General features: G+C 61.0%; 11 protein-coding genes, 1 pseudogene and 1 other annotated feature. Of the genes and pseudogenes, 7 read left to right on the top strand and 5 right to left on the bottom strand.

What is annotated here, in order from left to right; translation table 11 throughout:
* Positions 1 to 218 precede the first annotated feature (218 nt).
* The 4 genes from IE191_RS17695 (at position 219) to IE191_RS17680 (ending at position 4205) form a co-directional block, all read left to right on the top strand.
* On the top strand, positions 219 to 1022 hold the full coding sequence (locus tag IE191_RS17695) for a poly(ethylene terephthalate) hydrolase family protein (RefSeq protein WP_191325711.1): 804 nt from the start codon (positions 219 to 221) through the stop codon (positions 1020 to 1022).
* A gap of 69 nt (positions 1023 to 1091) precedes the next feature.
* Positions 1092 to 2693: a carboxylesterase/lipase family protein gene (locus IE191_RS17690; RefSeq protein WP_268249453.1), complete on the top strand. Its 1602-nt coding sequence runs from the start codon at positions 1092 to 1094 to the stop codon at positions 2691 to 2693.
* Between the two features lie 33 nt (positions 2694 to 2726).
* Positions 2727 to 3728 (top strand): alpha/beta hydrolase, encoded by a 1002-nt coding sequence (locus tag IE191_RS17685; RefSeq protein WP_229815593.1) that lies wholly within the window; start codon positions 2727 to 2729, stop codon positions 3726 to 3728.
* Entirely contained in the window at positions 3729 to 4205 is a 477-nt protein-coding gene (locus IE191_RS17680) for a MarR family winged helix-turn-helix transcriptional regulator (RefSeq protein WP_191325709.1), read from the top strand.
* Between the two features lie 11 nt (positions 4206 to 4216).
* On the opposite strand, the gene IE191_RS17675 is transcribed toward IE191_RS17680, so the two are convergent.
* From IE191_RS17675 to IE191_RS17660, 4 genes are all read right to left on the bottom strand, one after another.
* Positions 4217 to 4777, bottom strand: coding sequence for a nuclear transport factor 2 family protein (locus IE191_RS17675; protein WP_191325708.1), 561 nt, complete (start codon positions 4775 to 4777; stop codon positions 4217 to 4219).
* 77 nt (positions 4778 to 4854) lie between these two features.
* A complete protein-coding gene (locus tag IE191_RS17670; protein ID WP_191325707.1) occupies positions 4855 to 7389 on the bottom strand; it encodes a TonB-dependent receptor in 2535 nt (844 codons plus the stop codon).
* 117 nt (positions 7390 to 7506) lie between these two features.
* Positions 7507 to 9009 carry a lignostilbene-alpha,beta-dioxygenase NOV2 gene (nov2, locus tag IE191_RS17665; RefSeq protein WP_229815591.1) on the bottom strand — a complete coding sequence of 501 codons (1503 nt, stop codon included), beginning with the start codon at positions 9007 to 9009 and terminating at the stop codon, positions 7507 to 7509.
* Positions 9010 to 9158: 149 nt separating this feature from the next.
* The gene (locus IE191_RS17660; RefSeq protein WP_191325706.1) at positions 9159 to 9761 is read right to left on the bottom strand and encodes a DUF3237 family protein; all 603 of its coding nucleotides are present in this window, start codon (positions 9759 to 9761) and stop codon (positions 9159 to 9161) included.
* A gap of 412 nt (positions 9762 to 10173) precedes the next feature.
* Here IE191_RS17660 and IE191_RS17655 point away from each other — a divergent pair, with 412 nt between their 5' ends.
* On the top strand, positions 10174 to 10926 hold the full coding sequence (locus IE191_RS17655; protein WP_191325705.1) for a FadR/GntR family transcriptional regulator: 753 nt from the start codon (positions 10174 to 10176) through the stop codon (positions 10924 to 10926).
* 11 nt (positions 10927 to 10937) lie between these two features.
* Here the strand turns inward: IE191_RS17655 and IE191_RS17650 are convergent, their stop codons facing one another.
* Entirely contained in the window at positions 10938 to 11117 is a 180-nt protein-coding gene (locus IE191_RS17650) for a hypothetical protein (RefSeq protein WP_191325704.1), read from the bottom strand.
* A gap of 259 nt (positions 11118 to 11376) precedes the next feature.
* On the opposite strand from IE191_RS17650, the pseudogene IE191_RS17645 reads away from it, so the two are divergent.
* Positions 11377 to 11798 (top strand): annotated as a pseudogene (locus tag IE191_RS17645) (transposase); the annotation flags it as partial.
* Positions 11658 to 11774: a sequence feature (AL1L pseudoknot), on the top strand. Its footprint overlaps the pseudogene before it by 117 nt.
* Before the next feature lie 31 nt (positions 11799 to 11829).
* Positions 11830 to 12039 carry a DUF3325 domain-containing protein gene (locus tag IE191_RS21385; RefSeq protein ID WP_229815600.1) on the top strand — a complete coding sequence of 70 codons (210 nt, stop codon included), beginning with the start codon at positions 11830 to 11832 and terminating at the stop codon, positions 12037 to 12039.
* The last annotated feature ends 133 nt before the right edge of the window (positions 12040 to 12172 follow it).

Here is a 12172-nt window from a genome sequence, read left to right as displayed (position 1 = left end):
AAATGATAGGATATGCAATTGATTGCGTCAAAAATGAGGCTATGGTTTCGTCACGGGCTGACAAGCCATGAGAGGATGCTTCGGACATGAATAAGTATATGATATGCCTAACAGCCGCTTGTGCCATGGCCTGCATGGGGTCTAGCCCTCCAAGGCAGCCTGACCTCACGCCTATCGACAATCATGTGCCGGTCGGAACGGGTCGCTTTCCCGCCATCATGGAGCAGGCAGCTTCACTTCCGGGCTATACGCTCTATGCCCCTGCAAACCTTACTTTCAGCCAAAAGCTTCCCGTGGTGCTCTGGGCCAACGGCGGCTGCATGGCCTATGGCAACAGGTATCGCATATTTTTGAGCGAAATCGCCTCCCACGGCTATCTGGTCATTGCCATCGGCGGGGTGGGGCCGAGCACCATCGAGGGCGGCACCGAAGAGGGCATGCCTCCGCCACCCAAGAGCACGACGGCGCCGACTTTGTCCGATTACACGCAATTGGGGAAGGCGCTGGACTGGGCAACTGCCCAGAACCGCAACGCCAAAAGCCCACTGCATGCGAAACTCGATACACGCCGCGTGGCGGTGATGGGACACTCTTGCGGTGGGCTTCAGGCGATAGCCGCTGCCGCAGATCCTCGCGTCACAACCACGGTGGTGATGAACAGCGGAGTTTGGAACACGGGGCCCGGCGGCCTGCCCGGCGCGCCGGTCACCAAGGCCAGCCTGACGCGCATGCATGGCTCTGTTCTGTACATCGGTGGGGATGCGTCCGACGGTGCGCACGAAAACAGCCGCGACGATTTTGGTCGGCTTACCACGATACCAGCCATCTGGGCTTACCCAGACGGAGTAGGCCACGGCGGAACCTATTTTGAGCAAGCCGGCGGCTCGTTCGGCAAGGTCGTCGTCAGTTGGCTGCAGTGGCGCTTGAAGGGCGATCGCGCAGCGTCATCGATGTTTGCCGGCGTCGAATGTGGCTTGTGCGGCGACACGCGTTGGCATGTCGCGCGAAAGAACATCAAATGATAGGTCGGGCAAAACCCAGCTGGCCATTCTGCATGCAGAGCGTCAAGCGCCAAGGTGAGGGGATGCATCATGTTAATTGATCGCCGCCGCGCCATAGGCGCCACGCTCGGCACCGCTGCTCTCTTCCCGCTTGATGGCTTGGCGCGAGCGGCCGGACCGTCGGTGGCCCGGACGACCGCTGGGCAAGTCGCTGGTAGCATGCCCCACGGCGTGCACCGCTTCCTGGGTGTGCCTTATGGTGAGCCGACCGGCGGAACGGCGCGGTTTCAGCCTTCCCGGTTGCGACAGCCTTGGGATGGCGTGCGACCGGCGCTCGAGATCGGCGCCCGCTGCCCCCAAAAGGGGCACGATGGCGCAACCCCCGAGGCGTCCGAGGATTGTCTGTCACTGAACGTCTGGACCGCTGCGCTCACAGGCCGCAAGCCGGTCATGGTATGGCTGCATGGTGGCGGGTGGGAAGCCGGTATGGGCTTCGATCCGCTCACTGAAGGCGACTATCTGGCCCGCACGCGTGACGTAGTGGTGGTTACCATCAATCATCGCCTCAATGTCTTCGGCTATCTCAACCTCGCCGGGCATGGGGGTGAGGAGTATGCCATGTCTGGCAACGCCGGACTGCTCGACATCGTGCTCGCGTTGCAATGGGTGCGGCTCAATATCGAGGCCTTCGGAGGTGACCCCGATAGAGTCATGATTTTTGGCCAGTCCGGTGGCGGGCGTAAGTCCAGCCTGATGATGGCCGTGCCGTCGGCGCGAGGTTTGTTTCATCGCTGCGCATCGGAAAGCGGACCTGCCCTCCGTATGGATGCTGTTGACCTGTCCTACGAGCGCGCAGATCGCTTGCTGCACGAGCTCGGCATCGCCGCCGGGGATCTGCACAAGCTAGCCACAGTGCCCACGCCGCTCCTGACCGCGGCCGGCATCGCAGTGCGCAACGCCCTGGGTCAATTCCGCCCGACGATCGACGGAGATGTCTTGCCGCATCAGCCAATCGACCCAGTAGGCTTGGCCCCCAGCGCGCGCGTGCCGATGATTGTCGGGACCGCGCGCGACGAGACGGCCCTGTTCCTCGGCGCCGACCCGGCCTACGCCAACCTGGAAGAGGGTGAACTGCGTAAGCAACTGCTGCCTTTTATTCCGGCCGATAGGACCGATGCGGTCATCCAAGCCTACCGCACGCGCTACCCTGCGCTGGATAACGGCAAGCTCTTTGCGCGGCTGACGACTGATCGAAGCTATCTGCTCGACGCCATTCTGCTCGCCGAACACAAGGCCGCTCAAAACGCTGCGCCGGCCTATCTCTATGCGTTCGACTATCCCATGACCGTGGGGGCATTCGACAACGTCACGCCGCATGTTGCCGAGGTTCCGTTCATCTTTGGCACGTTGCCCGCGTGGCGATATGTGCCCCCATCGCCCGCCGCCCAGCATTTGGTCGAGACGATGTCAGGTACTTGGTCGAACTTTGCCCATACCGGCATCCCGCGCGGACCCGGCTTGCCGGCGTGGCCGCGGTTCGACGCGGCGCGGCGATCGACGATGGTGATCGGCAAGACCATTCGCGTGCTGCCGGATCCTTATCGCGCGGACCGCAAGACGATGATGCAGTTCGGTTCACAGCAGCTGGACCGGTTCGAGCCGCGGCCGCCTGGCCCTTGGATCCGTCCCTGACACATGGCCGGATGCGGCAAGAGGAGTAGAGCAATGATCAAGACCCCCCAAGCGCACGCGCTGCCGCGTGTGGCGATGACCCTCGCAGCTCTCGCCATGACGCTGCCTCCCCTGGCGCTTCCGGCCGCTGCACAAACGTCGATCGCGCCGCAGGGCGGACCGTCACCGATCGAACTCGCGCAATACGCCGGGACGTTTGCCTTGCCCGACCTGCCGGGGACGGGGCCGATGCCGGCGATCGTTGAGCAGCAGCCCACGCTGCCGAACCATCTGGTCTACCACCCGGCTGCCCTCAAGCGGGGGGGCGCAAAACTGGGGGTGCTGTTGTGGGGTAACAGTGGATGTTCTGCCGATGCAGCGAGTGCCCGACTGCATCTTCTTGAAATCGCCTCGCATGGCTATGTCGCAATTGCGCCGGGCAGCGCCATGACCGGGCCCGACGCGCCGCCCGCTTTACGCGGGGTCATGCCCGACCACGCCCTTCGCCCGGTAGCCACCAGCCCCGCCGACATCATCGCTGGCCTCGACTGGATCCTGGCCGAGAACAAGCGCCCCGCTAGTCCTTTCTTTGGCCTGATCGACCCTGCGCTCGTAGCGGTCTCCGGACATAGCTGCGGCGGGGTCCAAGCTCTCGACGCGGCCTCGGATCCGCGCATCCGAGCGGTCATAATCCACAACAGCGGCATCTTTCCCGATGGCAAGCCGTTCATCCCCGGTCTGACCACGCCCAAGGCAGCGCTTGATCGACTTCATACCCCTGTGCTCTACATCATGGGCGGGCCAGCTGACATCGCCTACGAAAACGGAATGGATGATTACCGACGGATCAGTCGTGTTCCGGTCGTCATGCTCAATATCCAGCGCGGCCATCGCGGCAGTATGGATGAGCCGTACGGCGGCCGCGTCGCGCAAGTGGCGCTCGATTGGCTCGATTGGCAATTGGGCGGAAACGAGGCTGCAGGTCGCACCTTTACCGGTCCGATGTGCCGACTGTGCGTCGACCCCGCGTGGACGGTCCAGCGCAAGGGAATCTGAATGGGCGAGCCCTGCCGTGATGACCGGGATACGCGGGCGCACCTGGTCATCAAGCTGCTCAAGCTGGGCAGCGTGCTCAGTCAGCCAATGACGATCGGGCTGTGCCAGCCGATGGGGCTGACACAAGCCGAGCTAAAGATCCTGATGGCCTTGGCAGGGGAAGGGGCATTGGCGGGATGTGACCTCTCGAAGGTCCTTGGCATTCCCGCCATGACGGTCAGCCGGCGTGCGACACCCCTGAAGCGGCGCGGTTGGGTCGAGGAGCAGGCGCTCCCGAGCAATCGGCGGCGCAAGCTGTTTGCACTGACCGATGCGGGGCGCGAGGCTCATGCACAGGTGATGGCCCATCTGCATCCAATCGGGCTGGATCTGCTGTGCGCACTCGATCCGACGCAGATACAGGCCTTGGCCGCAAGCGTCGATACGATCAGCGACGGGGTGGTCCGCTGGGCCCGTCGGAGCGCAGCGGACTCCTGACACGGGGGCTGTCAGGGCAGCTTTTGCTTGTTCGGGTCGATCTTGCGATCACTGCGCAGCATCGGGTCCCAGTGTTCGGCAATGCGGCCGCGTTCGATGCGGAACATGTCGAACCAAGTCGTGACATAGTGCTGGCCAGTTGAGTCTGTCTCGGGTCGGGCGAAGGCGATCGTTACAAAATTGCCCTCGGCCATGATGTGGATCATCGGAATTTCGAGATGATCAAGGACGGGCCTGACCGGGCGGGTCGACTTGACGTATTCGATCAGCCCCGCGAGCCCTTGCGCGGCATTGGGGTTATGCTGGACGTAGTTGGCCGCGATGAATTCGTGCGCCCGGGCAGTGTCGCCTGCCTGTAGTACGATCCGGTACATGTCGAAAACTAGCCGCTTGTTGGCCGCCAACCGCCGGTTCGGACTGGCGAGCAGGGCTTCTTGGCCGCGGGGCGAGAGAACGGCAGTTGCAGCGGTTGGCGAGGCAGACGCAGATCCGATAGCAGCGGGCGTAGGCGTCGCTGCGGCAGTCGAGCTCGCCGCCAAGGTGGCTGCAAAGAACAGGGGGAAAAGAGCCATTGCAATATCCAGACGTAGGCAACCGGGCAGTGAAGGCGGGGTGACCCGCACGAGGCGAGCCACCCGGTTCAAGGATATCAGAACGAGCGCTTGACCGTCACGCGCCATTGGCGCGGAGCCGCCGGGAAACCGGTGACCAGGCCGTTGACTGCGCGCGCGTCGAGCAGCGCGTAGTAGTAGAGCTTGTTAGTGAGATTCATGACGTTGCCCGTGACCATCCACTTGCCGTCGGGCGCCTCCCACGCGACCGCCGCGTTGAGCAGTGTATAGCCCGGCACCTTGTTGAACGTGGTGTTGGGAATCGAGGTATAGAAGCTCGACTGGTAGGTCATGTCGATGCGCGGGGTGATCGTTCCAACGGAATTGGTGTCGATGCGATATTGAGCGCTCGCGCTGCTTTTCCACTTGGAGGCCAACGGGAACTTCGAGTTCAACGTCGTGCCGGCGCTGAGCGCCGAGGCCTGCAGCGACTTGAAGCCGATATCGAGGTAACCGAGCGTTCCCTGCAATGTCAGCTTGTCGGTTGGGCGGGCGGTCACTTCCAGTTCGCCGCCCTGCGTGCGGGCACGACCGGCGTTGAGCAACGCGCTGCAAGGCTGCGCGTAGCTGGCAAGAGGTACGTTAGGATAGGCCGGGTTGGCCGGGCATGAACTGACTGGCAACTGCAGGTTCGAATATTTGCCGTAGAACAGGCTGGCATTCACGCGCAGCTTGCGATCGAACAGGTCGCCCTTGAAGCCGACTTCGTACGAGGTCAGCCGTTCGGGATCGAACGGGATGACCTGGTAGAGGTTGTAGGGGCGCGGGTTGACGCCGCCACCCTTGAAGCCGGTCGCGACCGAAGCGTACGTCATGAACGTCGGAGCCCACTGGTACTGTGCAGCAACGCGGTAATCGACGTTGTCACCCTTGAAGGTGCCCGAGAGTCCGTTTACCGGGCACACCGCGACGTTGACAACGGTCCCGCCGGCCTGCGGGCAGGGGAAGTACGGCGGACCGTCGGGATGGAAGCCGGCGACCGAGCCGGGCACACCAAGGCGGCCGAAGTTGAAGGTCTTTTCCTGCTTGGAATAGCGCAGCCCGCCGATCAGCTGGAGCTTGTCGGTCACCTTCCAGTCGGCATTGCCAAAGACCGCATAGGTTTTGGCAGGGACGACGTCGCGGCCGAGGAAATCGAACGGCGGAATATCGATGCGCGAGTTGAGGTTGGTCTTCTCGTCCATGTAGAAGCCGCCCAGGGTTACGTTGACCTTGTTGTCGAACAGCGCGGCATTGAGGCGCAGTTCTTGAGTGAATTCGCGGTAAATCAGGCTGTTGGTGAGCAGTGCGCCACCGATCGGGGTGGTATCGCTGTCATCGACGTAATCCATCGTCTGGCGACGGAATGCCGTGATCGACTTGAGCGAGACGTCCGAGCCGAGCTTGTAGTCGATCGTCAGCGAGCCGCCGCCGCCTTTGGTGGCCGAGCGCGGCGTCGCGCAGTACGCAGCGGTCTGGTCGCTGGGGGACGGGTCGCAGAACGTGGCGTAGCTGAGGTACGGGCTCTTGCTGTAGACATCGAGCGCATAGGCGCCATAAGGCGAATAGCTGATGAACTGCGAGGCGCCGCTGGCAGTGCCCAGGCTCACGCCGTTGATGCTGGTCTTGGGGGTCTGTCCTGGGTTCTTCGCGTAGAGCAGCGTCTGCGGCGTGCCCTCGGAATTGTCGTTGATGTAATCCCCGGCCAAGTTGACTTCGAGCGCATCGGTGGGGGTCCAGCGCAACTGTACGCGCCCGGCAGTTACAGACTTGCCGCCCAGCGTGCCCAGCTGGCAGCCACTGGTCGTTGCGAATGAGGGGACGGCCGTGCCCGGGTGCGTGCAGGCATAGTCCATGCGCGTAACGTAGCCGTCCTTACTGTCTGACACGCCGGTGATGCGCATGAACAGCTTGTCGCGCACCAGCGGGATGTCCGCCGCGGCGTTGACTCGTACATTGTTGAAGCGGCCGTAGGACAACGAGACGTAGCCATGGCCATCGCCCGTGGGCTTCTTCGAGTAGAGCTTGACCGCGCCGCCGATCGAGTTCTGGCCCGCGAGCGTTCCCTGCGGGCCACGCAGCACCTCGACGCGATCGAGGTCGACGAGGTCGAAGTTCGCGCCGGCGATCGTGCCATAATAGACGTCATCGATGTAGGTACCCACGCCCGGGGATACGGCGGGGTTGGAGTCGACTTGGCCGACGCCGCGAATGAACGACTGGACCGACGGCCCCCCACCGGCCTGGGCAGGCTGCAACACGACGTTTGGCGCCTGAGCCGCAATGTCGCTGATGTTGGTCAGCCCCTGCGCGGCAATGGTCGCGGCGGACAGAGCGGTGATCGCCAGCGGGGTGCGCTGGACACTCTGCGCGCGGAACTGCGCGGTCACGACGATTTCAGTGATCTGCCCTTCGGTGCCCGCGGGCGCAGAGGCCGCGGCAGGTTCCGTGGGATTCTGAGCAGACTGGTCGGCCTGGACGCTTTGCGCGTGCGTGGCCAAGGGCATGGCGAGTGCGGTCGTGAAAGCAGTCAGCGCTGCGGAGCGCAGCAGCCAGGTCTTGTCTGAAGTTAGCGTGCGAGATGTATCAATCATGGAACTCCCCTCCTCGGTACAGCGGCTTGATGCCGCCCTGTTTGCAAATGAAGATGCAATCGATTGAAATCACATGCGCCACAAAACCGCTTCTGTCGCTTCGTGGGCCGGAAATAGCTATGGCAGTTGGTCGGCGGGCACCCAGCACCCATGTACTTGCGCGCGCAGAGGCAGCGGGACTTGAACTCGGGCTATCGGGCCCTCGACCAGTTTGTTGGCATCAAGAACCCAGACCTCTGATTTGAAACTTCCATCCTCGGCCGCACGATCGACGACGCACAGCAACCATTCGCTGCCGCCAGGCTGCGTGGCGGGAACATGGACGGGCTCGCTAATCGCGTGACCTGGAGGCAGGGGCATCAGGTCAATCCGGCCGTGCGGGAGTTCGATACGCACCAGCGCATTGAAAGCCGCACCCACCGGGCCGCCGGGGAGCGGAGGCCCACCTTGCGGGTTCATGGTGAGATACCAGCCTTTCCCGTACGCGCGGCCACAATCTGCATCCCGGATTCGCGGCATGTCGCCCGGGGGGCCAAGGACCGTCACCGCGAAATCTTCGCGGTCGCTGGCCATGTCGAAAGTCCAGCGTTCGAACGCTCCGCGGATGGCACGCTGGTCCACGTGGATGCCCCCGGCCTCGCGCATGAAGCCAAACGCGTTAGTTTCAGAGATGAACAAGTCCAGATGGACAAGATCCCCCTCGTCGTGGGCGTTCATAATGTGGAACGCCGAGGCGCCCTTTGGGCCTGTGAACCACCGGATTCCGCTGACGTCTCCGCTACGCGGCATGATGCCAATCCGGCATTCCAGATTCTGCTCATGTGCCCACTTGGGGCCGCCAGCCTGAAGCCTTGCAAGGTCGGTGGTGGTCGGAAAGAACGGAAAGACTGCGTGCGTTTGGGTGATCGCGAAGTCATGGATCATCCCGTGGTACGGTTGCTGGAACCATTGTTCACGAACGAGCTGACCTTGGGCATCGACCACTGCATAGGACACATCCAATGAGCACGGGCCTGCAGCCTCATACCCGAACAGGAACATCTCACCCGTTTCGGGATCGACCCGTGCATGCGCGGTCACTGTTTCAGAGCGCAAGGCACCGTCGTAGCTCCACGATCCTTGCGTATCGAGTGTATCTGGGGCGATGACGTAGGGGCGGCCGTCTTCCTTGGTCATGTACAAGCGGCCAGCGTGCCATACCGGGGTGGTGTTAGCGACGGTGCGATCGATCCCCGCAACGCTTGCATCATCGGTGTAGGGGTTGCGATATCCGCCAAATAGTGCGCGCTGCGCGTTGTTCTCGGCCTCGTATCGTGCCGTCCTGACATAGCGGATATCGAAGTCAACGACACCATCATGAAAGCGGAAGGCAGAAATCATGCCGTCGCCGGATAGGATGTTGTCGTCGGCGAACATGGGCGGATGGGCCGGATCGGGCACGGCCCGGAAAAACGTGCCTTCGAGACCTTCGGGTAGCACGCCAATGACGGGAAGACAGGCGCGGGAAGCCTCGATCCCGATCGGTGTGTTCAGTCCCTGAAAGTGGATGCTGTCAGGGAATCGTGGTCGCCGCGGCACGAGTGATGTCTGATTGTCTGCGGGGGCGCTGGGATCGTGCACAAAAGATCTCCGATGCAGCAAGCTACACTTGCCGCATTCACCAATATGGGAAAATGTAGCTGTCTAATGGCCTGTAATCTAATGCGGAAAGCTTTTGATAATAGGTTCGATTTCAGGAATTAGGCGTTCAATATTTGGGAATTACACGATTAGACCATTGCCCAATATGTAAAGATTGAGTGGGTTTTGTCGCGATCCGCCTTGCCGACAAAAATTGTCTGACTAAGCCATTCGTGCGGGCCTTCAGGTGCTTCGAATCGTGGGGTCAGGCCCATGTAGTATTCCGAAGGGTCAACATGCTCGTAGCGCTGCATGCGATCCAGAACGGCCTTGTCGGCATGGCGTATGCCCGTATTGTGCAGAGCAACGATGGTCCCGTCGTCTGCCTGCAACAGATAGCGGGCGTCAAAGCGCACGCTGTTGTCCGGACGGATGGTGGGCCAGTCGCCTCCGCTATGCGGGATGACCTTGCCCGAGAAGCGCGGGCCGATCACAGAACCGCCAAGTACGCCGACAAATCCGCGATCAAGCCCCCAATACGTCGGACCATAGCGCAGCCGTTCGCCTAGCTCGATGCGGATCTGGAACGCGAACTCGAACGACGGCGGCTTGGCATCGGCAGGAGGGGTGAAGCCCGTGGCGTTGCCGGGAGCTTTTACCGCGCCGGTCGCCGCTTCTGCAAGCACCGGGAGCATTCCTGCCATTCCCACGGTTCCGGCGATCATGTTTCTGCGCGATACCTCGGCGGTCATCAGACTTCTCTCCTGGTCAAGGCTGGTGATATCCCAGCATCGATTGCATGTCTTTTTATATCAATTGTGCGGACGGCTAACCACACAATGTCCGACTTTTCAAGCTAATTTGGATGAGCTGAGGGCGCGCGTCCCGTGGAAAGAGCTTTTTTGATATCGATTGCGGTTGCAGGAGATGTGACGATCTCAGCAATCAAATTCTGCTTTATTAACGTTAATATGTTGAAATATATAACATTTCAGCTTTAGCTGGTGCGTGGAGACATCGCGTGGGCAGTGTGCATGTCATGCCTCTGGCAGTTTCAAATGTCTGGGTATTGCGTCGTGCAATCGTGCTTCCGTCGATTTCAGATACCGGATATAGGCTCGAATAAGCTTTGGGCCTTCACGCTACACATTGGAAAATTAAAGAATGACTGTTGCAGCGCATTCTGCACGTCCTGCTGGCAAAGGCGGAAGACGAAAGAAAAAATCCAGCCTTCATGAAAGCATAGCGCACGACCTCGGAGTGGCCATAGTGACGGGCCGGCATCAGCCAGGCGACATTCTCAACACAGAGATCGAGTCGAGCGAGCAACTGAGTGTTTCGCGCAGTGCCTATCGCGAGGCGGTGCGTATTCTGACCGCTAAGGGGCTTGTGGAATCGCGCCAGCGAACCGGTACAATCGTGCTACCTATAACGCGTTGGGCCATGCTGGATCCCGATGTCATGGCATGGATGTTCGAGGGCGGCGCCTCGGCCTCCGTCCTCGAAGGGTTGTTCGAGATGCGCTTGATCATCGAGCCGTCCATGGCGCGCCTGGCCGCGATGCGACGCACGCTCGATCACATCGCCGACATGCGCAGGTCATTGCAAGCGATGGAACGGTTCACGCTCGCGACCGACGAAGGGCAAGCTGCCAACCGCAGGTTCTACAGCATCATAGTCCAGGCTACCGGCAATCCGCCGCTAATCAACCTGGGGAATAGTTTGGGGACCTTCGTGTTGTGGTACACTGAATTCCAGGGGAGCAGTGGAACTAAACCGCGCGACACGATACCGGAGCATTGGGAGCTATTCGACTCCATTGCGGCCGGAATGCCGGAACAAGCTAGTATCGCAATGGAAAAGCTTATCCGTGCAAACCAAGCTGATTTTGAGGAGCGCCAGGGATCTCGAAGCTAAACGATCTACAATCAAGCTTCTATAAAGGTAGATGTGATAAAATTTTGAAATAACTTTGAATCGATGTGTTGGTTGGGCGAGTATGTAGGGGGGATTTTCGATTTTTCTTCTTGATCAGCATTCTTCAATTTCGTCACCACGCGCGCGGACGCGTTTTCCTCCAATGTCATTCTCTGGGCATAGCGTGCCATTTGGCCAGGGCTCTTCTAGCGTAGGGCATGCACGATGCCGGCGAGGTCCTCGTGAGCGGCAGACAGGTCTTGCGTAAGGCCGACGCGTGTCGAGTGGGCGGTGAGCGTCCGGCGCCAAGCTAGCGCGGGTTGCGGCATCGATCGTTCCAAACAGGCCTGCGCCATCGGCGTGATCGAACAGCGCGCGAAAGATGGCGCAGGCATAATGAACCGCGCCGGGTTTGCCGGAGGCTCCAACTCCTGTGAAGGTGGAGCCTGTATGAGCGAGACGACGAACAAATTTGCGCCTGAGGTCCGCGAGCTTGCGGTGCGGATGGTGCTAGATCACGAGGCCGACCATCCCTCTCGCTGGCCAGCTATTGTGTCGACCTCGGAGAAGATCGGCTGCGTTCCGCAGACTTTATTTGAGTGGGTGAAGAAGGCCGAGGTCGATAGCGGTAAGCGCGCCGGTGTCCCGACCGAGGTCGCCGACAAGCTCAATGCGCTGGAACGCGAGGTCCGCGAGCTGCGGCAGGCCAACGAGATTCTGCGCAAGGCGTCGGCATATTTTGCGCAGGCGGAGCTCGACCGCCCGTTCCGGCGATGATCGCGTTTATCGATGATCACCGCCATGCCTATGGGGTCGAGCCGATCTGCCGCGTGCTGCCGATCGCTCCATCAACCTATCACGAGCGCGTCGCGCATCCTCGGGTTCGGATGCCTGAGCGCTGCGATGACGCGGCATCAGAAAGATTGGCTGGGTCGTACGCTGCCTGCGCAGGCAAAGCGGTGGCTTCGCGGAGGCGGCGGCGTCCTGCTGGTGGTCGCGCTCGCAATCAACATGGCTTGTCTTGGTGCCGCCTATGGGGCGATTGCCTGGTTAGGTCATCTAACCATAGGCGCCGTGGTGGCGGTTGCGGGATTCAAATGGAAGACGGTCTAATTGTTGATTGCCACTAAGAAGTGACCCGGGATTTCCATCGAGAATTGACCCGGTTGGATATGTGTCCCCCGGTACGGGGGTAGGGTCAAGCGGGTGATTTTTCCTTTCGTGTTTTGGGTGCTGCGGCACTGCT

It is taken from the genome of Novosphingobium pokkalii (genome assembly GCF_014652855.1).
Classification (GTDB): domain Bacteria; phylum Pseudomonadota; class Alphaproteobacteria; order Sphingomonadales; family Sphingomonadaceae; genus Novosphingobium; species Novosphingobium pokkalii.
The sequence above is the reverse complement of the archived record's forward strand: the minus strand, read 5'-3'. Positions and strand labels throughout refer to the sequence as shown.

Excerpts from the sequence above, each read along its gene's own strand:
- IE191_RS21385 (WP_229815600.1), top strand. The coding sequence starts at position 11,830 with ATGACGCGGCATCAGAAAGATTGGCTGGGTCGTACGCTGCCTGCGCAG.
- IE191_RS17670 (WP_191325707.1), bottom strand. The coding sequence starts at position 7,389 with ATGATTGATACATCTCGCACGCTAACTTCAGACAAGACCTGGCTGCTG.
- IE191_RS17655 (WP_191325705.1), top strand. The coding sequence starts at position 10,174 with ATGACTGTTGCAGCGCATTCTGCACGTCCTGCTGGCAAAGGCGGAAGA.
- IE191_RS17695 (WP_191325711.1), top strand. The coding sequence starts at position 219 with ATGGAGCAGGCAGCTTCACTTCCGGGCTATACGCTCTATGCCCCTGCA.
- IE191_RS17690 (WP_268249453.1), top strand. The coding sequence starts at position 1,092 with ATGTTAATTGATCGCCGCCGCGCCATAGGCGCCACGCTCGGCACCGCT.
- IE191_RS17675 (WP_191325708.1), bottom strand. The coding sequence starts at position 4,777 with ATGGCTCTTTTCCCCCTGTTCTTTGCAGCCACCTTGGCGGCGAGCTCG.
- IE191_RS17650 (WP_191325704.1), bottom strand. The coding sequence starts at position 11,117 with ATGGCACGCTATGCCCAGAGAATGACATTGGAGGAAAACGCGTCCGCG.
- IE191_RS17680 (WP_191325709.1), top strand. The coding sequence starts at position 3,729 with ATGGGCGAGCCCTGCCGTGATGACCGGGATACGCGGGCGCACCTGGTC.
- IE191_RS17660 (WP_191325706.1), bottom strand. The coding sequence starts at position 9,761 with ATGACCGCCGAGGTATCGCGCAGAAACATGATCGCCGGAACCGTGGGA.
- IE191_RS17685 (WP_229815593.1), top strand. The coding sequence starts at position 2,727 with ATGATCAAGACCCCCCAAGCGCACGCGCTGCCGCGTGTGGCGATGACC.